The following is a 22634-nucleotide window of genomic DNA, read 5'->3' as shown; positions in this document are numbered from 1 at the left end:
CCGCGTATGCGCGCCAACATCGGCATCCGCAGGCGGCTCGCCACGCTCCTCGACAACGACCGCAACCAGATCGAGCTCTTCACCGCCCTGCTGCTGTCCCTGCCCGGCTCGCCGATCCTCTACTACGGCGACGAGATCGGCATGGGCGACAACATCTGGCTCGGCGACCGGGACGCGGTCCGCACCCCCATGCAGTGGACGCCGGACCGCAACGCCGGCTTCTCCTCCTGCGACCCGGGGCGCCTGTACCTGCCGACCATCATGGATCCGGTCTACGGCTACCAGGTCACCAACGTCGAGGCCTCGATGTCCTCGCCGTCCTCGCTGCTGCACTGGACCCGCCGGATGATCGAGATCCGCAAGCAGAATCCTGCCTTCGGACTGGGGTCCTATACCGAACTCCAGTCGTCGAACCCGGCGGTGATCGCGTTCCTGCGGGAGTACGAGGACGATCTCGTCCTCTGTGTGCACAACTTCTCCCGGTTCGCGCAGCCCACCGAGCTGGACCTGCGGCGCTTCAACGGCCGGCACCCGGTGGAGCTGTTCGGCGGGGTGCGGTTCCCGGCCGTCGGTGAGCTGCCGTACCTGCTGACCCTGGCGGGGCACGGCTTCTACTGGTTCCGGCTGCGCGCGGACGGGTAACCGGAACCCGGCATAGTCCACCCCGGGCGGCGGCGGTTTCCTCCGGCCCGCCCGGGGCACGCATCACTAACGCCCCCGACGACCGGGGAAAGGACGTACCCGCCATGGCGGAAACGGTCACCCCCTCCACGCCCCCTCTCCTCGCCTCGCTCGATCCCCTCCTGCGCGAATGGCTGCCCCGGCAGCGCTGGTTCGCGGGCAAGGGCAGTCCGGTCACCGGCTTCGCCACGGTGGCCGAGACCGAACTCCTGCCGTCGGACAGCAGGCTGGGCCTGCACCATCTGCTGGTCCGCGCCGAACAGCCGCCCGCCCCCGCCGAGGCCGGCGACTGCTACCAGCTGCTCATAGGCACGCGCGAGGCGCTGCCGCCCCGGCTGGCGCCCGCACTGATCGGCCACCTCACCGACGGCCCGCTGGCCGGACGCACGGTGTACGACGCCCTGTACGACCCCCGGCCCGCCGAGCTGCTCCTGGAGGCCCTGCGCACCCGGGCCCGTATCGGCGGGCTGTGCTTCGAACGCGATCCCGGCACCGAGATACGCGACGGGCTGGTGGCCCGGCTCCTGACCGCCGAGCAGTCCAACTCCTCGGTCGTCTACGGAGATACGTTCATCCTGAAGCTCCTGCGGCGCGTCGTGCCCGGTGTCAACCCCGACCTGGAGATACCCCTGGCCCTGGCCCGCGAGGGCTGCGCCCGGGTGCCCGCCCCGACGGCCTGGCTGCGGGCGGAACTGGCCGGGGAGCCGTACGTCCTCGCCGTCCTCCAGCCCTTCGTACGCGGCGCGACCGACGGCTGGGAGCTGGCCCTGCGCGAGCTGGCCAAGGGCGAGGACTTCGCGGCGGACGCGCGGGCGCTGGGACGGGCCACGGCCGAGGTGCACACCGCGCTGGCCCGGGCGCTGCCGACCGTCACCCTCGGGCACAGTCAGCTGGGGTCGATGGTCGCCGGCATGACCGAGCGGCTGACGGCGGCCGCCCAGGCGGTCCCGGCGCTGCGGCCGTACGAGGACGGGCTGCGCTCGGCCTACGAGGCGCTGGCCGGGCTGGCCGCCGAGGGCCGCACCTGGACCGCCCAGCGGGTCCACGGCGACCTGCACCTGGGGCAGTGCCTGCGCTCGCCGTCCGGGGAGTGGTCCCTGATCGACTTCGAGGGCGAGCCGGCCCGCCCGCTGGCCGAGCGCCGGATGCCGCAGCCGCCGGTGCGGGACATCGCCGGCATGCTGCGCTCCTTCGACTACGCGGCCCACTCGGTGACCCCGGCGGCCCGCGCCTGGGCGCAGCTGTGCCGGGCGGCCTACTGCTCCGGATACGCCGAGATCACCGGCGTCGACCCGCGCACCGACCCCGTGCTGCTGCGGGCCTACGAGACCGACAAGGCCGTCTACGAGGTGGTCTACGAGGCCCGGCACCGCCCGGACTGGCTTCCCGTGCCCCTGTCGGCCGTCCACCGCCTCGCCACCTCCGACTCGACCTGATCCCGGGAGACCCGTCCGTGACCTCCATGAAGTCCGTTTCCGTAGCCGCCGAGGACCGCGATCGGCTGCTGCTCGGCACGCACCACGACCCGCATTCGGTCCTGGGCGCCCATCCGGTGCCGGGCGGCGGGATAGCCGTGCGGGTGTTCCGCCCGTACGCCCGCGCGGTGACGGTGGTCGCCGGCCGGGATCTGCGGACCGGCCTGCACGACGACGGCGACGGCTTCTTCTCCGTCCTGCTCCCCCTCTCCGACGTGCCGGTCTACCGGCTGCTGGTGGAGTACGAGGGGACGGTCCAGGAGTCCGAGGACGCGTACCGCTTCCTGCCCACCCTGGGGGAGCTGGACCTGCACCTGCTCGGCGAGGGCCGGCACGAGCGGCTGTGGGAGGCGCTGGGCGCGCACCCCATGACCCACCAGGGCGTGTCCGGTACCCGTTTCTCGGTGTGGGCGCCGAACGCGCAAGGCGTCCGGCTGGCCGGCGGTTTCAACTTCTGGGACGGCACCGGGTACCCGATGCGCTCGCTCGGCTCCTCCGGGATCTGGGAGCTGTTCGTGCCGGGCATCGGCGCGGGCGAGCTGTACAAGTTCGACATCACCCGCCCGGACGGCTCGCACACCCTGCGCGCCGACCCGCTGGCCCGGCGTACCGAGGCCCCGCCGAGCACGTCGTCGATCGTCGACACGTCCCACCACGAGTGGACCGACGCGGAGTGGATGAGGCACCGGGCCGACACGCCCGTGCACGAGGCCCCCTTCTCGGTCTACGAGGTGCACCTGCCGTCCTGGCGCCCCGGCCTGACCTACCGCGAACTGGCCGAGCAACTGCCGCGCTACGTCGGCGACCTGGGCTTCACGCACGTCGAGCTGATGCCGGTCGCCGAGCACCCCTTCGGCGGTTCCTGGGGCTACCAGGTCACCGGCTTCTACGCCCCCACGGCCCGTCTCGGCACCCCCGACGACTTCAAGTACCTGGTCGACGCCCTGCACCGGGCCGGCATCGGGGTGCTGATGGACTGGGTGCCGGCGCACTTCCCGCGGGACGACTGGGCGCTGGCGGAGTTCGACGGGCGGCCGCTGTACGAGCACTCGGATCCGCTCCGGGCCGCCCACCCCGACTGGGGCACCCTGGAGTTCGACTTCGGGCGCCGGGAGGTGCGCAACTTCCTGGTGGCCAACGCGGTGTACTGGTGCGAGGAGTTCCACATCGACGGGCTGCGGGTGGACGCGGTCGCCTCGATGCTCTACCTGGACTACTCGCGCGAGCCGGGCCAGTGGACGCCGAACGAGCACGGCGGCCGGGAGAACCTGGACGCGGTGGCGTTCCTCCAGGAGATGAACGCGACGGTCTACCGGCGGGCGCCGGGCGTGGTGACGATCGCCGAGGAGTCCACCGCGTGGGACGGGGTGACCCGCCCCACCGACACCGGGGGCCTCGGGTTCGGCCTGAAGTGGAACATGGGCTGGATGCACGACTCGCTGGAGTACATGTCCCACGAGCCGGTCCACCGCAGGTACCACCACCACGAGATGACCTTCTCGATGGTGTACGCGTACAGCGAGAACTACGTGCTGCCCATCTCCCACGACGAGGTCGTGCACGGCAAACGCTCGCTGGTCTCCAAGATGCCCGGCGACTGGTGGCAGCAGCGCGCCAACCTCCGCGCCTACCTGGCCTTCATGTGGGCCCACCCCGGCAAGCAGCTGCTCTTCATGGGCCAGGAGTTCGCCCAGGGCGCGGAGTGGTCGGAGGCCCACGGCCCGGACTGGTGGCTGCTGGACCCGGCCTACGGCGCCGAGGCCGACCACCGGGGCGTCCGTGACCTGGTCCGCGACCTCAACACCGGCTACCGCGCCACCCCGGCCCTCTGGCAGCGGGACACCTCCGTCGCCGGCTTCCAGTGGATCGCCGGCGACGCGGCCGAGGACAACGTCTTCGCGTTCCTGAGGTACGACGCCGAGGGCACCCCGCTGCTCGCGGTCTCCCACCTCGCCCCGGTGGTCCGCGCCGACTACCGCCTGGGCGTCCCGGACGAGGTCCCCGCCTGGCACGAGATGGTCAACACGGACGCGGCCGGGTACGGCGGCAGCGGCATCACCAACCCCGACCCGGTGAAGCCGGAGCACCAGCCGTCCCACGGCCGCCCCACGAGCATCCGCCTGACCCTGCCCCCACTGGCTACGGTGTGGCTGCGGCCTGCCTGAGCCCGTCCGGCAGCGGGCCGGTGTGCAGTACGCCCAGCCGCTGGGTGGCCCGGGTCAGCGCCACGTACAGGTCGCTGGTGCCGTAGCGGCCCGGTTCGACCACCAGGACCGAGTCGAACTCCAGGCCCTTGGCCTGCCGCGGGTCCAGGAGCACGACCGCCCGGGTCAGGTCGGGTTCGGCGCCGGGCGTGACGCCGGCCAGGCGCCCGGCGAGGGTGCGGTGCAGGTCACGTGGGGCGATCACCGCCAGGCGGCCCTCGGCGGGGGTGAGTTCGGCCACCGCCTTCTCCACGGCGCCGGGGAGGTTGTCGTGGGCCTGCCGGATCCACGGGCGCACGCCCGTGGAGCGGACCGAGCTCGGGGGCTCGAAGTCCGGGTTCTCGGCGCGGACCACGGCCGCGGCGAGGTCCATGATCTCGGACGGGGTGCGGTAGTTGACGCCGAGACGGGTGTGGTCCCAGCGGTCCTCGACATACGGTTCGAGGATCTTCGACCAGGAGCCCACGCCCGCCGACTCCGCGGTCTGGGCGGGGTCGCCGACCAGGGTCATGGAGCGGGTCGGACTGCGCCGCATCAGCAGCCGCCAGGCCATCGGCGACAGCTCCTGCGCCTCGTCGACGATGATGTGCCCGAAGGCCCAGGTGCGGTCGGCCGCCGCGCGTTCGGCCGCGCTGCGGAAGTCCTCCTCCTCGTGGCGTTCGGCGAAGCGTTCGGCGTCGATGATGTGGTGCGCGGACAGGACCTCCGAGGCGTCGGGATCGCTGTCCTCCTTGTCGTCGAACTCGTAGGTCCGGGAGGCGTAGGAGACGTCGAGGACGCCCTGCGCATAGGCGATCTGGGTCTCGCGCTCGCGTTCGGCACGGGCCCGGGCGACCCGTTCGTCGACACCCAGCAGTTCGGCCGCCTCGTCGAGCAGGGGGACGTCCGAGACCGTCCAGGACCGGGTGACCGGGCGGCGGATCGCCGCCGCGTCCTCGGCGCCGACATAGCCCTCGGGCCCGGCGAGGAAGTCGGCGACCAGGCGCCGCGGGGTCAGCCGCGGCCACAGCTGGTCGACGGCGGACCAGACCTCGGGGTTCTCGGCGAGTTCGTCGCGGATCTGGGTGATGTCGGAGGCGTCCAGCAGGCTGCTGCCGTCGAAGGGGTCGGTGCCGACCCGCTCGGCGTACAGCTCGGTGAGGGTGTTGAGGATGTGGCCCTCGAAGTACTCACGGGCCACGTTGTGCGGGAGATCGGCGGCGCGGGTGCGTTCGCGGGCCATGTTCACCAGGCCGTCGTCGAGCATCAGCACCTCGCGGTCGTGCTCGACGGTGATGACCGGGTCGGGCAGCGCCTGCCGGTCGCGTACGACGGCGGCGAGCACGTCGGCCATGTCCGCGCGGCCCTTCACCGCGGCCGCCTCGGGGGTGTCGGCCGCCGTGGCCTTCACGCCGGGGTACAGCTCGCCGACGGTCGCCAGCAGCACGCCGGTCTCGCCGAGCGAGGGCAGTACCTCGCCGATGTAGCCGAGGAAGGCGGGGTTGGGGCCGACGATGAGCACGGCCCGCTTGGCGAGCAGTTCGCGGTGTTCGTAGAGGAGATAGGCGGCCCGGTGCAGGGCGACCGCGGTCTTGCCGGTGCCCGGACCGCCCTCGACGACCAGGATCCCGCGGTGCGGCGCCCGGATGATCTCGTCCTGCTCGGCCTGGATGGTCTGCACGATGTCGCCCATCCGGCCGGTGCGGGCCGAGTTGAGGGCGGCTAGCAGCACCGCGTCGCCGGACGGGTCCTCGTGGCCGGTGCGCTCCTGGTCGCCGAGGTCGAGGATCTCGTCGTGCAGGGAGGCGACCTTGCGGCCGTCGGTGGCGATGTGCCGGCGGCGGCGCAGGCCCATCGGGGTGTGGCCGGTGGCCAGGTAGAAGGGGCGGGCGACCGCGGCGCGCCAGTCGATGAGGAGCGGGGTGCGCTCGGCGTCGTCCCGGCGCAGCCCGATCCGGCCGATGTGGTGCCTGGTCCCGGAGGTCAGGTCGATCCGGCCGAAGCAGAGCGAGCCGTCCACGGCGTTCAGCGCGGCGAGCAGCCCGGACCGCTCGGCGACCAGGATGTCCCGCTCCAGCCGGGCCTGCATCGGCTTGTCGCCGAGGGAGAGGGCGTCCGCGACGGAGTCCTCGGTGTCGCCGCGCAGCGCGTCCACCCGTGCGTACAGTCCGTCGATGAATTCCTGCTCGTGCCGCAATTCATCGTCCGGAAATTCGGTGTTTGACAATTCCGCTCCCGCCCGGATATACTGTGCCCACTGAACTTCTTCGTGACCGAACCGATTTCACATCGACCTGAAGTCACGAACTCTTGAATATACGCAAAGAAATCCCCCGAGCGCAATTGCTCGGGGGATTCTTCGTGTCATCGGTCGGTTCAGAGCAGCACGTCGGACAGCTCCTCCAGGAGCCGCCGCTTGGGCCGGGCGCCCACCATCGACTTCACCGGCTCGCCGTTCCGGAACACCATGAACGTCGGCATCGACAGCACCTTGTAGGCGTTCGTCGTCTCCGGATTGTGGTCCACGTCCAGCTGGACCACCTTCAGCCGCTCGCCCTCCTCCGCCGCCAGGGCCGTGAGCACCGGCGCCATCTGCCGGCACGGCGGGCACCAGTTGGCGGTGAACTCCACCAGCACCGGCCGGTCCGCCCCGATCACCTCCGCCGCGAAGTCCGCGTCCGTCACCTCGGCCACACCCGCCGCCTTGGTCATCCGCCATCCCCTCCCAGCTCGCACACCGGTTCCGGACCACCCGGAACCTCCGCCTCGGCGGCCAGCTCGTCCCGTGCCCGTTCGGCCCGCTCCAGCTGGGCCCCGACCTCGGTCCGCACGGCCTGCAACTCGCCGATGAGCGAGTCCAGCTCCGCCAGCTTGCGCCGGTAGACCGCGAGCGACGCCGGACAGGTGTCGCCCTCCGGGTGCCCGGCCCGCAGGCACTCCACGAACGGCCGGGTCTCCTCCAGCTCGAACCCGAAGTCCTGGAGCGTCCGGATCTGCGTGAGCAGCTTCAGATCGCTCTCGTCGTAGGTCCGGTGGCCGTTGCCGGAACGCCGCGCGGGCAGCAGCCCGCGCGCCTCGTAGTACCGCAGGGTGCGCGTGGTGGTACCGGCCCGTGCGGCCAGCTCGCCGATTCGCATGTCTACGACGGTAGGACTTGACGCCGACGTCAAGGCAAGCTCGGCTGCACCCCCGCGGACTCCTCGACCTCCAGCAGGGAGGCGCTGTGCCGCTCCTCCTCGAAGGCCCGGCGCCCGCCGCGCAGCCCGAACAGCCGCTTGGCGAGGGCGATGTAGAGCACCGCGAGGATGTTCAGCACCAGGGTGGCGATCTTCAGGTAGCTGACCTTCTCGGTGAGTTCATAGATCTCCAGCGGCAGAAAGGCGGCCGTGGCGACCACCGTCAGGTACTCCGCCCAGCGCTTGGCGTACCAGAGCCCGACCGCCTCGACGAGTTCGATCAGCGCGTACGCCAGCAGCAGCACGGCCACCAGCAGCAGCGTGGAGTGCTTGTAGCCGAAGGCCTTCTGTATGGAGCCGACAACCGGTGAGTGGTCGAGGTCGTAGTGGAAGTGCCTGAAGACCGGCCGGAAGGTGTCCAGGTACTCGTTGAAGAGCCGGCGCACCGCGTCCTGGCTGTTGCTGAACTTCCACACCGCGACCGCGACCAGCACGATGAACACCCCGCGCACGGCCCGCTCGATCGCCAGGAAGCGCAGGATGAACAGGTCCCGCAGCACCTTCCCGCGCGGCACCAGCGGGGCGTCCGCCGCCGGCCCCGAGCCGTGCGGCTCGCCGAGCGCGAAGTCGCCGCAGCGCAGGCAGCGCCAGGCCTCCCCGACCGCGGTCTGGGCGTGCAGCCGCACCCGCAGCCGCGGGTCGTCGGGGGCATAGGTCACATGCCCCTTGCGCGCGCAGTGCCGACGGTCCCAGTCGATCTTCATCCCCCGTGCCTCCATGCAGCCGTGCCGATGTGCCGTTCCGGTCGAGGTCCCGGTCGACGCTTCGGTCGAAGTTCCGGTCGAACAGGAACGGCACGTTAGTGGATACGGCTGACAAGTGGCGGCCAGGGGTCAGCGCGCCCCGCTGTCCACCAGCTTCCGCTCCTCGGCCGGAGCCTCCGCTTCGGCCTTCCCGCGCCCCGGCAGCAGCACCGCCACCAGCACGGTCCCGATGCCCAGGATCACCGCGCCGACCAGGCTGGTGTGGGCCACCGCGTCGGCGAAGGAGGAGCCGACGGCGTCCGCCATCTGCCGGGCGCCCCCGGCCAGTTGCTGCGCCTGCGCCTTCAGCTGGGCGGCCTGCTGCGGGTCGGTGGCCCGTGCGGCCTGAGCGGCCGTCCGCCGGGCCTGCTCGCCGATGCCCTGGGCGACCGCGTATCCGGCGCCCACCGAGTCCTGGGCGGTGGCGAGGGCGCTCGCGGGCAGCTTGCTGCCGCTGGTGGCGTCGGTGAGGTGGTTGCCGTACGAGGTGGCGAGCAGCGAGCCGAGGATGGCGATGCCGAGGGAGCCGCCGAGCTCCAGCGAGGTGTCGTTGACGGCGCCGCCGACGCCCAGTTCGGACTCCGGGAAGGCCCCCATGATCGCGTCGGTGCACGGCGAGAGCGCGAGGCCGATGGCCAGCCCGAGGATGATCAGGGGCGCCACGAAGTCCCCGTACCCCGAGGCGGCGTCCACCCGGGTGAGCAGGGCCAGTGCCGTGGTCCCGCCGGCCATCCCCGCCGTGACCGTCCACTTCATGCCGACGCGCGGGGTGAGCCAGCCGGTCAGGGCCGAGCCGGCGAAGACCGCACCGGCCAGCGGGAGCATGCGGACGCCGGTGCCGAGGGCGTCGTAGCCGAGGACGAACTGGAGGTGCTGCGTGAGGTAGTAGAAGGCGCCGAAGACGGCCAGGAAGAACAGGGCGACGGCGAGGTTGGAGCCGGCGAAGCGGCGGTGGGCGAAGCGGCGGACGTCCAGGACCGGGTGCGGGTGGCGCAGCTCCCACAGGACGAAGGCGACGAGGCCGGCGCCCGCGACCACGGCCGCGGTGACCGCCTTGACGCCCCAGCCGAAGTGCGGCCCCTCGATGATCATGTAGACCAGCGAGCCGATCCAGAGCACGGAGAGCAGCCCGCCGACATAGTCGATGCGGTTGTGGTGACCGGCCCTGGACGGCGGTACGAGGACGAGGGCGCCGACGATCGCGACGGCCGCGATCGGCACGTTGATGAGGAAGGTCGAGGACCAGCCGTGGTCGCGCAGCAGGGCGCCCGCGACCACCGGTCCGGCGGCGATGGCGAGCCCGGCGGTGGCGGTCCACAGGGTGATGGCCTTCGCCCGCTCGTGGCGCGGGAAGGTGGCGGCGAGCAGCGAGAGGGTGGCCGGCATGATCAGCGCGGCGCCGGTGCCCATCACGGCACGGGCCGCGATCACGGTCGCGGCGCCGCCGGCGAGGTACCCGAAGACGGCTCCGCCCCCGAACACGACCAGGCCCAGGATCAGCGCCCCGCGGCGGCTGTACTTGTCGCCGATCGCCCCGAGCAGCAGCATCAGGGCCGCGTACGGCACGGTGTAGCCGTCGATGACCCACTGCAGGTCGGCACTGCTGAGCCCGAGGTCGGCGGTCATGTCGGGCGCGGCCACCGTGAGGGCGGTGTTGGCCATCACGATGATCAGCAGGCTCAGGCAGAGCACCAGCAGCGCCCACCAGCGGCGCGGATACGGCCGCTCCGTGGTCTCGACCGGTTCCTTCATGACGAGTCGCATGGCAGGGATCGCCTTCCTCACGCGTCGGATGCCGTCTGATGCGTACGGCTGAACTTGCACAGCAGCGTGCAATTGCACAACCATGTGCAATGTAGAGGATCTGCACACCACTGTGCAAATGAAGGAGGTGAAGCCCTTGCGGAGAGACGGTGCGCCCCGCGGCGGGGCAGGCAGAATGACAGTCATGACCACGGGTAACCCCTCCCGCGCCGACCTGAACCGGCGCCGCATCCTCGACGTCGCCCTCGCCGAGCTGCTGCTTGACCCCGACGCCTCGATGGACCAGATCGCGCGCGCGGCAGGGGTCGTACGACGGACCGTGTACGGCCATTTCCCGAGCCGTGAGGCGCTGATCGGCACGCTGGTCGACGGCGCGGTGGAGGCGCTGATGGCAGCCGACGCGGGGGCCCGCCGGGAGACGGCGAACCCGGCGGAGGCGGTGGCCCGCTCGGTGCTCGCCATCTGGGAGATCGCCGACCGCTACCGGCTGCTGGTCGGCCTCGCCCAGCGCACGGTCACCATGCGGGGCATCCGCGACCGCCTGGCCCCGCTGCGCGAGAACAAGGTGGAGCTGCTGCAACGCGGCCTCGACGAGGGCTACTTCAGCTCACCGCTGCCGGCGCCGGCTCTGGCGTACGTCCATGAGCAGCTGCTGTTCGCGGTGATGGAAGCGGTCAACGACGGCCTCCTCGACGCGAAGGAGGCGGGCCGCTCCGCCGCGGTCAGCGCACTGACGGCAGCGGGCGTGCCCGCCTCCAGGGCCACGCAACTGGTGGCCGAGTTGAGCGACTAGCCCGGGTACGGCTCCGGACGGCTGAGCGGGGGGGAGTTGTCAGCCGCCCGGAGGACGGTGGCCGGACGGCCGGCCCGGGTTCAGGCCGAGCCGGACGTCCGACGGTTCGGGAGCGCCCCGAAGGGGCGCGGGCCGTGTCGATGTGCGGCTCCGCCGCGTGGGCGAAGAACAGCCCCCACCGGCCCGCGGCCGACTACGCCTTCGCCAACTCCTCCCGCTGCTCAGGAACCTCGGGCGTACCCGGCTCCCCGTCGTCCAGCAGCGTCTTCTCGTCGAACGGCAGCTCACCCGCGAGCACCTGCTGCACGCGGCCCTTGTCGATCTCCTTCGTCCAGGTGCCGATGAGCACCGTCGCGACCGCGTTGCCGGCGAAGTTCGTCAGCGCGCGGGCCTCGCTCATGAACCGGTCGATGCCGACGATCAGGCCGACGCCGTCCACCAGCGCGGGCTTGTGCGACTGCAGACCACCGGCCAGCGTGGCCAGACCGGCGCCGCTGACACCCGCCGCGCCCTTCGAGGCCAGCAGCAGGAAGAGCAGCAGCGGGATCTGCTCACCGATCGACATCGGCGTACCGAGGGCGTCGGCGATGTACAGCGACGCCATCGTCATGTAGATCATCGTGCCGTCGAGGTTGAAGGAGTACCCCGTCGGAACGGTGATACCGACGACCGGCTTGCTGACGCCCAGGTGCTCCATCTTCGCGATGAGCCGCGGCAGCGCGGACTCGGAGGAGGAGGTGGACAGGATCAGCAGGAACTCGCGGGCGAGGTATTTGAACAGAGTGAAGATGTTCAGCCCGGCGACGGCCCGGAGCATCGCGCCCAGCACCACGAAGACGAACAGCACACAGGTGATGTAGAAGCCGAGCATCAGCACGGCGAGGCTCTTGAGGGCGTCGAGCCCGGCGGACCCGACGACGGCCGCGATGGCGCCGAACGCACCGATCGGCGCGGCCCACATGATCATGCCCAGGATGCGGAAGACGAGCCGCTGGATGTGCTCGACGCCCCGCAGCACCGGCTGCCCGGCCGAGCCCATGGCCTGCAACGCGAACCCGGCGAGCAGCGCGATCAGCAGCGTCTGCAGGACCTGGCCCTCGGTGAAGGCGGAGACGAACGTGGTCGGAATGATCGACAGCACGAAGTCGACGCCGCCGAGCGCCTCGGAGTCCACCTGGGCGTGTCCGGAGGCCTTGAGGGCGTTGGTGATGTGCAGCCCGTCACCGGGGTGCAGGATGTTGCCGACGACCAGGCCGATGGTGAGCGCGACCAGCGACATCACCAGGAAGTAGCCCAGTGCGATACCGCCCACGGCACCGACCTTGGCGGCCTTCCGCACGGACCCGATCCCGAGCACGATCGTGCAGAAGATGATCGGCGAGATCATCATCTTGATCAGGTTGACGAAACCGGTGCCGAGGGGCTTGAGCTCTACGCCGGCGTCGGGCCAGATGAGCCCCACGGCGATGCCCAGCGCGACCGCGACGATCACGGCGATGTACAGGTAATGGGTACGGTCCCGCTTCACAGCGGGTGCGGCAGGTGCCGTACTGGGGGTGCTTGCGGCGGCCACGGCTGCCCTCCTTGACGTCTTCGTCGGCATCACCGGCGTGCGGCTCACGTCCGGGGGATATGGGGGTTGCCGTGACTATCTCCCGCCCTGTGAGCCCGGTCACCCTTCCGTTCATTTAGTTCACGCTTCACCTGGGAGGCACACTGCTGACATGCGCCTCCCGTCCGTCCCCCGCCCCCGCAGCCTGGCCGGCCAGCTGTTCGCCATGCAGGCCGTTCTGATAGCGGTGCTGGTCGCCGGGTACGCGCTGTTCACGTATGTGAGCGACCGCCACCAGGCGCAGGAGGCGGCGACCCGGCAGGCGACGGCGGTGGCACGGTCGGTGGCGGACGCGCCCTCGGTGCGTTCGGCGATCCACACCTCCGATCCGACCGCCCTGCTGCAGCCGTACGCCCTCCAGGTCATGCGGGACACGGAGGTCGACTTCATCACGATCATGACTCCCGACGGCATCCGCTGGACCCACCCCGACAAGAACGAGATCGGCAAGCACTACCTGGGCCATATCGAGGCGGCCCAGCACGGCCACACCTACAGCGAGACGTACAAGGGCACCCTCGGCGCGTCCGTGCGCACGGTGACGCCGATCCTGGAGAACGGCCATGTGATCGGCCTGGTGAGCGCCGGCATCAAGGTGGAGGCGATCAGCAAGCGCGTCCAGGAGCAGGTCACGGCCCTGCTGGGGACCGCGGCCGGCGCACTGCTGCTGGGCGCGCTCGGCACCTACGTCGTCAACGCCCGCCTGCGACGTCACACGCACAACATGAACGCGGCCGAGCTGAGCCGGATGCACGACTACCACCAGGCGGCGCTGCACGCGGTCCGCGAGGGCCTGCTGATGCTGGACGGCCAGTACCGGGTGGCGCTGATCAACGACGGGGGCCGGGAGCTGCTGGGGGTGGGCCCGGAGCGGGAGGTCGTGGGCCGCTCGGTGGCGGACCTGGGCCTGCCGGCGCCGCTGACCGGCGCGCTGCTGGCCTCGGAGCCCCGCGTGGACGAGGTGCATCTGACGGCGGACCGGGTGCTGGTGGTGAACACCTCGCCGGTGTCGGGCGGTGAGCGCCGCGGCACGGTGGTCACCCTCCGGGACGTCACCGAACTCCAGGCCCTGATGGGCGAGCTGGACTCGGAGCGGGGCTTCACGCAGGCGCTGCGCTCCCAGGCGCACGAGGCGGCGAACCGGTTGCACACGGTCGTCTCGCTCATCGAACTGGGGCGGGCTTCGGAGGCCGTCGACTTCGCCACGGCCGAGCTGGAACTGGCACAGGCGCTGACCGACCAGGTGGTGGCGGCGGTCAGCGAGCCGGTCCTCGCCGCACTGCTGCTGGGCAAGACGGCCCAGGCGAACGAGCGGGGCGTGGAGCTGGTGGTCTCGGACGAGAGCCGGCTGGATGACGGTTTGCTACCGGAGAGCCTGTCGGCGCGCGATCTGGTCACCATCCTCGGCAACCTGATCGACAACGCGGTGGACGCGGCCCAGGGGACGGTCCGGGCGCGCGTGACGGTGACCGCGTACGCGGACGATGCCGATGACGATGCCGAGCTGGTGATGAGGGTGGCGGACACGGGTGCGGGAGTGGACCCCGCACATGCCGAACTGGTCTTCCAGCGCGGCTTCTCGACGAAGCCGGCGGGGCCGGGCGGACGAGGGCTCGGGCTGGCGCTGGTCCGCCAGGCGGTGACCCGGCTGGAGGGCACGCTGACCGTGACCGAGGCGCCGGAGGGCGGGGCGGTGTTCGAGGTGCGGTTGCCGTTGCGGGCGTCGCTGACGGGGGGCGAGGCCCGATGACCGGGGAGCCGATCAGAGTCCTGGTCGTCGAGGACGATCCGGTGGCCGCGGACGCGCACGTCATGTACGTGGGCCGGGTGCCGGGGTTCGTGGCGGTGGGGAAGGCGCACACCGGGGCGGAGGCACGGCGGATCCTGGACCGTACGCCGGTGGATCTGCTCCTGCTGGACCTGCACCTGCCGGACGTGCACGGCCTGCAGTTCGCCCGCTCCCTGCGGGCGGCCGGCCATCAGGCCGACGTCATAGCGGTGACGTCGGCACGGGACCTGGCGGTGGTGCGGGAGGGCGTCTCGCTGGGGGTCGTCCAGTACGTCCTGAAGCCGTTCACCTTCGCGACGCTCCGGGACCGGCTGACCCGGTACGCGGAGTTCCGGGCGGCGGCGGGCGAGGCGAGCGGCCAGGACGAGGTGGACCGCGCGCTGGCCGCACTCCGGGCGCCGTCGTCGCCCGCGGCACTGCCGAAGGGGCTCAGCGCACCGACGCTGGAGCGGGTGACGGTCGCACTGCGGGAGTCGGCGGAAGGACTGACCGCGGCGGCGCTGGCGGAGAGCGTGGGGATCTCCCGGATCACGGCGCGACGATATCTGGAGCACCTGGTGGAGGCGGGGACGGCCGGGCGGAGTCCGTTGTACGGGCAGGTGGGGAGGCCGGAGTTGGTCTATCGGTGGGGGAAGCGGTGAGCGCTCCGGCGCGGGCAGCGACGCTACGGGGTCAGGCCGGAGTGCGTGCCGGTGTCGCCGGCCTCATGTACAGCAGGACCTGCACCCCGAGCCCCACCACCGCGAGCGCCTCCACCACCGACAGCCCGACCAGCAACCCACCGCCGTCCCCGCCGGCCCAGAACACCACCAGCGCGGCCAGCGGCACCGCGCAGAACGCCGTCAGATCGATCACGGCCTGGATCGTCTTGCGGGTCCGCCGCCGGACGTCGGTCCGGTGGTACGCCTCCCAGCCGAAGGTGTCGAACCCCGTGTCACCCGGAGTCAGTTGGGCGAGCCGGGGCCCCAGCTCGTCCCGCACGTAGAGCCCGATCGCCGAGATCTTCTCGTCGTTGACCAGGTACGTCCACCCGAGCACCACACACACCGGCGGCAGCGCCAGCAGCATCGACGCCTGCTTGGCCTGCGCGGCGGCCGCGATGACTGCGGCGACCACCGCGAGCGTCACGTACAGCAGGTTGTCCCGGAACCCGATCCGCGCCTTCTGCTCGTCCTTGATCGTCTGGTACTCGGCGAGCAGCAACTGCCCGACTGTGACCCCTTGCTCCGGCATACGGCTCTCCCCACCCGACGCGCCGACTTACGCCGGACGACCATACCGCCTCCGACCTGGCCATTCTCCGCCTCACTCGAACAGTGGCTGGCCATGGCCAAGCTGCGTGAGGTCATCGAGGCCGACGAGCAGGAGTTCGGCCCGATCGGTGCCGACGCCCTGCGGCGTGCGGAGGACGAGTGGTAAGCAAGCGCCTCAAGCCCCTGGGCAAAGGGGGCGGCACGCTGGTCCTGGACGCTCAGGGACTCTCCCTCCAGGTCGACGGCGCTGAGCAGATGCGCGCCCGGATCAAGACGGCAGAGCTGAACGGCCGCCGAGTCGCGTTGTCCGCCCTCACTCCGCTCGAAGTCCGGCGCTCAGGGGAGGCCGGCCGACGCCTCGCTTTCCTGCTGTCCCACTTCGACGTCAGACCGGTCGATGAGGCGGTCCTGCGCACCGCGGCCCTCCTCCTGGACACAACCGGCCTGGACGCTCACGAATGTCTGGTCGACGCGGTCGTGGTCGCCACCGCCGCTCTCTGCGTGCCTCCGGTGCGTCTGGTGACTTCGGACGGCTCTCACATACCCAAGCTGTGCGCCGCCGCCCATGGACTGCCGCAGCAGCCCTCGATCGGCCTGATCACCGTCTGATCCTCAGCCTGAGCCAACGGGACCGCCCGGCAGGAGTCTTGGCGCTACCGTGGACGAATGCCCGCGAAGCGACCGCGTCCCACCGCCGCAGCCGTCATCCTCACCGCTCTGCCGGAGGAGTACGACGCCGTGCGCGCCCATCTCGTCGACGCCGAGGAGATCGTCCACCCCAAGAACGGCACCCGGGCCGAACTCGGCGGGCTCGCGGACACCGCCTGGACCGTGGCGCTCGCCGAGCTGGGCGTGGGTGCCCTGACCGCCGCTTCGCTCACCACGCAGATCGTCGACTGGCTCGACCCCGAGGCGGTGCTCTTCGTCGGCGTCGCGGGCGGCCTCAAGGACGACATCGAGATCGGTGACGTCGTGGTCGGCACGAAGGTGTACGCCATCCACGGCGGCAAGCAGACCCCGGACGGCTTCCAGGCCCGCCCCGAGATGTGGGTCGGCTCGCACCGGCTGGTGCAGGCGGCGCGCTCCGCGCTGCGGGACATGCCGGACGTACGCGGGCACCGCAAGCCGATCGCCGTCGGCGATGTCGTCCTGGCCGACGACAGATCGGCCTTCGCCGCCCACATCCGCCACCACTACAACGACGCCTGCGCGATCGAGATGGAGGGCTCGGGCGCCGCGCACGCGGCCCACCTGAACGGCCAGTTGGACACCCTGGTGATCCGGGGCATCAGCGACCTCGCCAACGCCGACAAGCACACGGCCGACGCCTCCGGCTCGCAGATCCTCGCCGCCGAGCGGGCCGCGTCGGTGGCGGTGGCGGTCCTGCGCAAGCACCAGCCCCGGGAGTCCTCCGACTCCGAGGAGGATCCCCAAGGACGGTACGGGGGCGACCACATCGACTTCAGGGGCGGCACCTTCCACGGCCCCGTCATCGGCAAGCAGACCGGACGGTAGCGGCAAGGGCACGGCCCACGGCCCGGCCCCCCAGGCGACGGCCACCCTGCCGCCACGCCCGCTGGGCTTCACCGGCCGGACGGCGGAACTGGACCGAGCAGGTCTCCGATGGCCGGGGAAGCACGAGCCAGGAGCGCTTCTACGTGCGCGAGTCCTGGGAGCGCTCCTGAGCCTGCCAGGTCGGTCGGCCGCCCAGGTGGCGCAGTGCTGATGCCGCCGCCCCGGCGCCGCACATGCCGTGCACCCCAGGGCCGGGTGGGGTGGCCGCGGAGCACAGGAACACTCCGGGCAGGCCAGTGGCGTACGGGTCCAGCGCCGGGCGGGCGCCCAGAAGGAGCTGGGAGGCTGTCTTCGCTCCGGTGAGGATGTCGCCGCCGGTGAAGTTGGGGTTGGCCGCGGCGAAGTCGGCGGGGCGGGTGACGTGTCGGCCCACGATTCGTTCGTGTACGCCGGGGGCGAAGCGTTCGAGCTGCCGGAGGATCGCCTCCGTGGCGTCCCCGTCGTAGCCGTGCGGGACATGGGCGTACGTCCAGACGGGGTGGACGTCGCCGACCGACCGGGAGGGGTCGGCAAGGTACTGCTGGCCGACCAGGACGAAGGGCCGCTCGGGCATCCGGCCCTGCGTCACGTCCCGTTCCGTCCGGGCCACTTCGGCGAGCGGACCGCCGAGGTGCACCGTCCCGGCCCGTCGTGCCCGCTCGTCCCTCCACGGCACGCCGCCCTCGACGGCCAGGTCCACCTTGAAGGCGCCAGGACCACGGCGGAAGCGCCGGTACGCGCCCGTCACGCGGGCCGGCAGCCTGTCGCCGTAGAGGGCGGCGACCTGACCGGGGTCGAGGTCCAGCAGAGTCACGTCAGCGGGCGGGATCTGCTCCCGGGCGGTGATCCGCACGCCGGTCTCGATCGTGCCGCCGGCGGCGAGGAGAGCCGCGGCCATGCTGCGGGCGATGGACTGCGAGCCGCCCTCGGCGACGGCCCACCCGGCGGCGTGGCCGGAGGTGAGGATGCCGAGCCCGATCGCCGAGACGAGCGGGTCCCAGAACGGCCGGAACGCGTGCGCCGCCACCCCCGCCCACAGGGCCTGGGCCTGCGGGGTCCGGAAGAGGCGTGCGAGGATCGCGGGAGGCAGCACGGCCGGGAGGCCGAACCGGGCGAGCAGCAGCGGGTGCGCCGGGATCCGCAGCAGCGGACCCATCACGTCGTGCGCGAGGGCGTCCCAGCGCCGCACCAAGGGCTCCACCAGGGCCCGGTAGCGGCGGCCGTCCGGGCCGAGCCCGGCGGCGGTCTCCGTGACGGAGCGCAGCAGGACCCCGGCCGTCCCGTCGTCGAGCGGGTGCACACAGTCGATCTCCGGCAGCCGCCAGCGCAGCCCGTGGCGTTCGAGGCCGAGGGCCCGGAGCGCGGGCGAGGTGACGGCCATGGGGTGGATGGCCGAACAGTGGTCGTGCAGCAGGCCGGGCAGGATCGCCTCGAGGCTGCGCGTGCCGCCGCCGACCTCGTCGGCGGCCTCCAGCAGCGTGACGTCCAGGCCGTCCCGCGCGAGGAGGGCCGCAGCGGCGAGCCCGTTGGGCCCGCCGCCGACTACGACCGCGGTCGTCATGACTTGTCCGAGCAGGCCAAGGGCGACGTCGTGGATCTCATACGCCGCAGTCTGCCGGTGGATGGGCCGCCCTTCCAAATGATCACTGACGTCAGCCGCGCTCTTATTCCTCGGCGCTTCGATGCGCCAAGGCCTTGGCGCGTCAGGGCGACCTTGCCAGTGACTTGGTCAACTGATCAGATCCCACCGAAAGATGGGTGCAGGCTGTAATGAAGTCCTCTTCGCGGGCGCCTGGGTTGCGGGAAAGTACCGCTCCGGTGACACGGAGAAAACGGTTCCCCTCCCTGGCTTCACGCAAAGCCTTCATGATCTTCTTGCGGTACTCCTTCCGCTCTGCCAGTGATACGAATCTCTCCGGAGAGAATCGCGGAGCCGCTCATTTGCTCAACACGCCGGTGAGGCCTCGGGTATCGGGTGGGGACGGTATCGGCCGAGGGGGTACGGATGTATGAATTTCCTTGCTGCCCGCGCTGACCTGGGAAGTGACGTCACCGCGTCGCCGTATCGACCAAGCAGGAACGACCATTCAGCCTATTAAAAATTTTCTGAGCATTTGTGATCGGCTCGCCAGGTTGGACGAAACCACGCGCATGAGTTGCAAGTTGGAGGATGCGCCTGCGTAATATGCCAGGGGCACAGACAGGCGATTCCTTGTGACTGAACCGCCGAATATGTCTCCATCCCCTCACAGGAGCTGGCCCTTCGATGACGCCCAATATCCCTGTCGCGCCTCTGCGGCGCACTTTGTCGGTATGGATCGCGGCGGTACTTGCCGTGGTGATCTCCGCTGTCGTAGTCGCTGTGTCGCCGACACAGGCAAGTGCCCTCGCCACGTTTGTAGATCTGGGCAGGGCGGACAGCTTCGCGGTACTGGCCGGTTCGGCAACCACCAACACCGGCCCCTCGGTGATCACCGGGGATGTCGGAGTGTCTCCGGGAACGTCCATCACCGGATACGGGCCGCCCGCCGTGGTGAACGGGACCCAGCACTCTGCGGACACTGTGGCTCAGAACGCCCAGACCGACCTGATCACGGCGTACGACGACGCTGCCGGGCAGCCCTCCGACGGGGCACTTCCCCCGGACGCCGGTGGCCTGGAGCTGGTTCCGGGCGTCTACACAGCCTCCACCACTCTCGGGCTCACCGGCACCCTCACCCTGAACGCCCAGGGGAACCCCAACGCCGTCTGGGTGTTCCAGATCGGTTCGGGTCTGACGACGGCGTCCAGCAGCAGCGTGTCCCTCATCAACGGCGCCTCGCCGTGCAATGTGTTCTGGAAGGTCGGTAGTTCGGCCACTCTCGGCACCAGCAGCGCCTTCGTGGGCAACATCCTGGCCATGACCTCGATCACTGCCACCACGGGCGCGACCATCGAGGGGCGGGCGCTGGCCCGTAACGGTGCCGTGACGCTGGACACCAACACGATCACCCGGCCGCAGTGCGCGACCGGCACCACCGGTGCCACCACGACGGCCGGCACCACCGGTGCGACGACCACCGGCACCACCGGTGCCACCACCACCGGCACCACCGGCGCCACCACCACGGCCGGCACCACGGGTGCCACCACGGCCGGCACCACGGGTGCCACCACCACCGGCACCACCGGCGCCACCACCACCGGCACCACCGGTGCCACGACGACCGGCACCACCGGTGCCACCACCACCGGCACCACCGGCGCCACCACCACGGCCGGCACCACGGGTGCCACCACGGCCGGCACCACCGGTGCCACCACCACCGGCACCACCGGCGCCACCACCACCGGCACCACCGGCGCCACCACCTCCGGCACCACCGGTGGCACCTCCAGTGGGACCTCCGGTGGGAACGGCCATGGCTGCAAACCCGAACACAACGGGTACGGCGACGAGTATGGCGACAAGCCCGGCCAGGACGACGGCTACGGCTGTGACCCTGCCTAGCATGCGCGCCCCACTCCAGCGGGGTGACTGCTCGCAGGCAGCCACCCACGTGCGCGGGTAGGACGGGTGGCGTGCGGCGCGGATCGTCATCGATTCCGCCGCACGCCGCAGGCGGAAGGTCAGGAGAACCAGGTGAGAGAAGTCGGGACGGAAGGACCGGATACGGCCGTGCGGGGTGGCATTGCGTCAGCAGATGCTGACGAATCGGACCAGGCGGGCGCCAGGCCGACCGTACAGAGAGGGAGCGGGAGAACGACTGCGTTCCCAGCGTCTTCAGAGCCGCCCGTCGTCCTGAAGGCCGGAGTACAAGTCGCCGTGGTCCTGTGCCTGGCGGCGGCCCTGATGCATGTGCTCCTGGTGTTCCTGCAGGTGGCACCGCCGAATCCCGTCTCCCGGCAGTACAGCCGGCAGGTCAACGCCTGGGTCTTCCCGTTGTTCGAGCAGAACTGGCGGCTCTTCGCCCCGGACCCGGAGTCGGTCAACCGGCAGATTTCGGCAAGGACCATGCACACCGCCCCGGACGGCACCTCCGTAGTCAGCGGCTGGTTCGACCTGACCGCCGTCGACACAGCCGCAGTGGAACACGATCCCTTCCCGAGCCACACAGCACAGAACATGCTGCGCCGGGCCTGGACTTCCTACGTCGAAACACACGGCGGCGACGACCATCCACGCTCACAACGCGCTCTGATGATCCAGCAATACCTGCGCAACATCGCTACGGAGCGCCTCGCCGCCCATCGCCACAGCGCATTCGAGTCCATCCAACTGCGGGTGATCACCCTGCCCATCACCGCGCCGCCCGCAGCGGGCGGCCCCGGTCCCGGCACGGCCCCACCACGGCCCACCGACACCCGTTACCTGCCCTGGTGGAAGGCGGCCCGCCATGCAACAGGCTGAGCAGACATCGGCCCCGGCAACCACGCCGAAGCGCCCCGGACACGGCACCGAACGGGCGGGCGCACAGGCGCCGCGGCACATGCCGGCCCGTGTCGCTGTGCTCCTCACCCTCCTGCTGGAGCAGCCGATCTCCCTGTACGCCGTGGCGGTTCTGCGCATCGGGTACGGGTTCCTCTACTTCGCCTTCCTGCTGCGCGAGTTTCCCCACCGCGACGAGATCTGGGGTCCCGGCTCACCGTGGACGCCGGCACTGGCCAAGGAGCTCTTCGACCAGACCGGCTGGGCCAGCATCCTCACCCTGTCCGACAGCCGGGCCTACTTCGAGGTCTGCTACGCGGCAGCCGTCGTCATCTCCGCACTGTTCATGCTGGGCTGGCGGACCAGAGCGATGTCCGTGCTCTTCGCGGTCGTGGTGACGTCGTTCCACGCCAGGGCGATCTTCATGACGGACGGAGGCGACAACCTCATCCTCCTCATGGCCCTCTACCTCGTCGTCACCGCGTGCGGCCGACGCTGGTCCCTCGACGCGCGCAGGGCCCGGCTCCGGGCATCCGCCGGCGGGACGGTCCGGCTTCCGCTGGACCAGGCATCCGGCGAGCTGCGACGCCACCTCCGCGACGCGCGCCTGACAGTGATCACTGTGCTGCACAACTGCGGCATGCTCGTCATCGCCGCCCAGGTCTGCTTCCTCTACGGATCCGCGGGCCTGTACAAGGTGCAAGGCGCCTCCTGGGGCAACGGCACCGCCCTCCATTACGCCCTGAATCTCGACCTGTTCCAGCCCTGGCCCGCACTCTCCGCCATGGCGGACGATCACGACGTACTGATCGCCATCACCTGCTACCTGACGGTGCTGTTGCAGGTGGCCTTCCCGTTCGTCCTGTTCGGCAGGCTCAAGTACCCCGTTCTGACCACGCTGTTGGGTATGCACGTGGGTATCGCGGTATTCCTGGGCCTGCCGCTCTTCTCCGGCGCGATGATCGTCGCGGACGCCGTGTTCCTTCCGGACCGCTTCTACCGGTACTTGGGACAGCTGGCGCGGCGAGTTGTCCCGTGGGCCGACGCCAGGGGGGCACGGACTCCGACCCCCGCAGAGGGCGCACTGGTACCTCCGCAGTCGGGACATAGCGACTGAGGCCGGCACTTGGTGCGGCTGCACGA

19 protein-coding genes are annotated in these 22634 nt (G+C 70.9%); 11 read left to right on the top strand and 8 right to left on the bottom strand.

The features are described from left to right. From ACWDGI_RS38850 to glgB, 3 genes are all read left to right on the top strand, one after another. On the top strand, window positions 1-642 hold a 642-nt coding region (locus ACWDGI_RS38850), incomplete at its 5' end, for an alpha-glucosidase C-terminal domain-containing protein (RefSeq protein ID WP_450767413.1). A 104-nt stretch (window positions 643-746) separates the two neighbouring features. After that, a complete protein-coding gene (locus tag ACWDGI_RS38845) occupies window positions 747-2117 on the top strand; it encodes a maltokinase N-terminal cap-like domain-containing protein (RefSeq protein WP_450767411.1) in 1371 nt (456 codons plus the stop codon). A gap of 26 nt (window positions 2118-2143) precedes the next feature. Further along, window positions 2144-4321, top strand: coding sequence for a 1,4-alpha-glucan branching enzyme (gene glgB / locus ACWDGI_RS38840; RefSeq protein ID WP_450767421.1), 2178 nt, complete (start codon window positions 2144-2146; stop codon window positions 4319-4321). On the opposite strand, the gene ACWDGI_RS38835 is transcribed toward glgB, so the two are convergent. The 5 genes from ACWDGI_RS38835 to ACWDGI_RS38815 all read right to left on the bottom strand — a co-directional run bounded on the left by ACWDGI_RS38835 (window position 4296) and on the right by ACWDGI_RS38815 (window position 10082). Next, window positions 4296-6536, bottom strand: coding sequence for a HelD family protein (locus ACWDGI_RS38835; protein WP_450767419.1), 2241 nt, complete (start codon window positions 6534-6536; stop codon window positions 4296-4298). The genes glgB and ACWDGI_RS38835 overlap by 26 nt on opposite strands. Before the next feature lie 179 nt (window positions 6537-6715). Continuing rightward, window positions 6716-7051 (bottom strand): thioredoxin, encoded by a 336-nt coding sequence (trxA, locus tag ACWDGI_RS38830; RefSeq protein ID WP_450767409.1) that lies wholly within the window; start codon window positions 7049-7051, stop codon window positions 6716-6718. Next, the gene (locus tag ACWDGI_RS38825; protein WP_450767407.1) at window positions 7048-7476 is read right to left on the bottom strand and encodes a MerR family transcriptional regulator; all 429 of its coding nucleotides are present in this window, start codon (window positions 7474-7476) and stop codon (window positions 7048-7050) included. The genes trxA and ACWDGI_RS38825 overlap by 4 nt, the downstream gene beginning before the upstream one ends. Before the next feature lie 29 nt (window positions 7477-7505). After that, window positions 7506-8279 carry a DUF2127 domain-containing protein gene (locus tag ACWDGI_RS38820; RefSeq protein ID WP_450767405.1) on the bottom strand — a complete coding sequence of 258 codons (774 nt, stop codon included), beginning with the start codon at window positions 8277-8279 and terminating at the stop codon, window positions 7506-7508. A gap of 129 nt (window positions 8280-8408) precedes the next feature. After that, window positions 8409-10082, bottom strand: a complete 1674-nt coding sequence (locus tag ACWDGI_RS38815; RefSeq protein WP_450767403.1) for an MFS transporter — start codon at window positions 10080-10082, stop codon at window positions 8409-8411. Window positions 10083-10257: 175 nt separating this feature from the next. On the opposite strand from ACWDGI_RS38815, the gene ACWDGI_RS38810 reads away from it, so the two are divergent. Beyond that, window positions 10258-10875: a TetR/AcrR family transcriptional regulator gene (locus tag ACWDGI_RS38810; protein ID WP_450767401.1), complete on the top strand. Its 618-nt coding sequence runs from the start codon at window positions 10258-10260 to the stop codon at window positions 10873-10875. 193 nt (window positions 10876-11068) lie between these two features. On the opposite strand, the gene ACWDGI_RS38805 is transcribed toward ACWDGI_RS38810, so the two are convergent. After that, window positions 11069-12478 carry a cation:dicarboxylate symporter family transporter gene (locus tag ACWDGI_RS38805; protein WP_450767417.1) on the bottom strand — a complete coding sequence of 470 codons (1410 nt, stop codon included), beginning with the start codon at window positions 12476-12478 and terminating at the stop codon, window positions 11069-11071. 121 nt (window positions 12479-12599) lie between these two features. Here ACWDGI_RS38805 and ACWDGI_RS38800 point away from each other — a divergent pair, with 121 nt between their 5' ends. Continuing rightward, complete coding sequence (locus ACWDGI_RS38800) at window positions 12600-14237, top strand: sensor histidine kinase (protein WP_450767399.1); 1638 nt, start codon at window positions 12600-12602, stop codon at window positions 14235-14237. Beyond that, window positions 14234-14917 (top strand): response regulator, encoded by a 684-nt coding sequence (locus ACWDGI_RS38795; protein ID WP_450767397.1) that lies wholly within the window; start codon window positions 14234-14236, stop codon window positions 14915-14917. The genes ACWDGI_RS38800 and ACWDGI_RS38795 overlap by 4 nt, the downstream gene beginning before the upstream one ends. A gap of 31 nt (window positions 14918-14948) precedes the next feature. Here the strand turns inward: ACWDGI_RS38795 and ACWDGI_RS38790 are convergent, their stop codons facing one another. Further along, window positions 14949-15509 carry a hypothetical protein gene (locus ACWDGI_RS38790; protein WP_450767395.1) on the bottom strand — a complete coding sequence of 187 codons (561 nt, stop codon included), beginning with the start codon at window positions 15507-15509 and terminating at the stop codon, window positions 14949-14951. Window positions 15510-15688: 179 nt separating this feature from the next. On the opposite strand from ACWDGI_RS38790, the gene ACWDGI_RS38785 reads away from it, so the two are divergent. Further along, window positions 15689-16138: a hypothetical protein gene (locus ACWDGI_RS38785; protein WP_450767393.1), complete on the top strand. Its 450-nt coding sequence runs from the start codon at window positions 15689-15691 to the stop codon at window positions 16136-16138. 57 nt (window positions 16139-16195) lie between these two features. Then, a complete protein-coding gene (locus ACWDGI_RS38780) occupies window positions 16196-17044 on the top strand; it encodes a 5'-methylthioadenosine/S-adenosylhomocysteine nucleosidase family protein (RefSeq protein WP_450767391.1) in 849 nt (282 codons plus the stop codon). A gap of 139 nt (window positions 17045-17183) precedes the next feature. Here ACWDGI_RS38780 and ACWDGI_RS38775 read toward each other — a convergent pair whose 3' ends face one another. Then, window positions 17184-18644: a phytoene desaturase family protein gene (locus tag ACWDGI_RS38775; protein ID WP_450767389.1), complete on the bottom strand. Its 1461-nt coding sequence runs from the start codon at window positions 18642-18644 to the stop codon at window positions 17184-17186. Window positions 18645-19418: 774 nt separating this feature from the next. On the opposite strand from ACWDGI_RS38775, the gene ACWDGI_RS38770 reads away from it, so the two are divergent. The 3 genes from ACWDGI_RS38770 to ACWDGI_RS38760 all read left to right on the top strand — a co-directional run bounded on the left by ACWDGI_RS38770 (window position 19419) and on the right by ACWDGI_RS38760 (window position 22608). Continuing rightward, window positions 19419-20573 carry an ice-binding family protein gene (locus tag ACWDGI_RS38770; protein WP_450767387.1) on the top strand — a complete coding sequence of 385 codons (1155 nt, stop codon included), beginning with the start codon at window positions 19419-19421 and terminating at the stop codon, window positions 20571-20573. A 315-nt stretch (window positions 20574-20888) separates the two neighbouring features. Beyond that, window positions 20889-21473, top strand: coding sequence for a DUF5819 family protein (locus ACWDGI_RS38765; protein WP_450767385.1), 585 nt, complete (start codon window positions 20889-20891; stop codon window positions 21471-21473). Continuing rightward, the gene (locus tag ACWDGI_RS38760; protein ID WP_450767383.1) at window positions 21460-22608 is read left to right on the top strand and encodes an HTTM domain-containing protein; all 1149 of its coding nucleotides are present in this window, start codon (window positions 21460-21462) and stop codon (window positions 22606-22608) included. The genes ACWDGI_RS38765 and ACWDGI_RS38760 overlap by 14 nt, the downstream gene beginning before the upstream one ends. Window positions 22609-22634 lie beyond the last annotated feature (26 nt).

This window comes from Streptomyces sp. NPDC001220 (genome assembly GCF_053597895.1).
Note: the sequence above shows the minus strand (reverse complement) of the source record. Positions and strands in the feature narration are given on the sequence as shown.

What these genes read in the sequence shown, in the direction of transcription:
- ACWDGI_RS38805 (WP_450767417.1), bottom strand. Translation starts at nt 12,478, where the DNA reads ATGCCGACGAAGACGTCAAGGAGGGCAGCCGTGGCCGCCGCAAGCACC.
- ACWDGI_RS38780 (WP_450767391.1), top strand. Translation starts at nt 16,196, where the DNA reads ATGCCCGCGAAGCGACCGCGTCCCACCGCCGCAGCCGTCATCCTCACC.
- trxA (WP_450767409.1), bottom strand. Translation starts at nt 7,051, where the DNA reads ATGACCAAGGCGGCGGGTGTGGCCGAGGTGACGGACGCGGACTTCGCG.
- ACWDGI_RS38760 (WP_450767383.1), top strand. Translation starts at nt 21,460, where the DNA reads ATGCAACAGGCTGAGCAGACATCGGCCCCGGCAACCACGCCGAAGCGC.
- ACWDGI_RS38845 (WP_450767411.1), top strand. Translation starts at nt 747, where the DNA reads ATGGCGGAAACGGTCACCCCCTCCACGCCCCCTCTCCTCGCCTCGCTC.
- ACWDGI_RS38790 (WP_450767395.1), bottom strand. Translation starts at nt 15,509, where the DNA reads ATGCCGGAGCAAGGGGTCACAGTCGGGCAGTTGCTGCTCGCCGAGTAC.
- ACWDGI_RS38825 (WP_450767407.1), bottom strand. Translation starts at nt 7,476, where the DNA reads ATGCGAATCGGCGAGCTGGCCGCACGGGCCGGTACCACCACGCGCACC.
- glgB (WP_450767421.1), top strand. Translation starts at nt 2,144, where the DNA reads ATGAAGTCCGTTTCCGTAGCCGCCGAGGACCGCGATCGGCTGCTGCTC.
- ACWDGI_RS38820 (WP_450767405.1), bottom strand. Translation starts at nt 8,279, where the DNA reads ATGAAGATCGACTGGGACCGTCGGCACTGCGCGCGCAAGGGGCATGTG.
- ACWDGI_RS38815 (WP_450767403.1), bottom strand. Translation starts at nt 10,082, where the DNA reads ATGCGACTCGTCATGAAGGAACCGGTCGAGACCACGGAGCGGCCGTAT.
- ACWDGI_RS38775 (WP_450767389.1), bottom strand. Translation starts at nt 18,644, where the DNA reads ATGACGACCGCGGTCGTAGTCGGCGGCGGGCCCAACGGGCTCGCCGCT.
- ACWDGI_RS38795 (WP_450767397.1), top strand. Translation starts at nt 14,234, where the DNA reads ATGACCGGGGAGCCGATCAGAGTCCTGGTCGTCGAGGACGATCCGGTG.
- ACWDGI_RS38800 (WP_450767399.1), top strand. Translation starts at nt 12,600, where the DNA reads ATGCGCCTCCCGTCCGTCCCCCGCCCCCGCAGCCTGGCCGGCCAGCTG.
- ACWDGI_RS38810 (WP_450767401.1), top strand. Translation starts at nt 10,258, where the DNA reads ATGACAGTCATGACCACGGGTAACCCCTCCCGCGCCGACCTGAACCGG.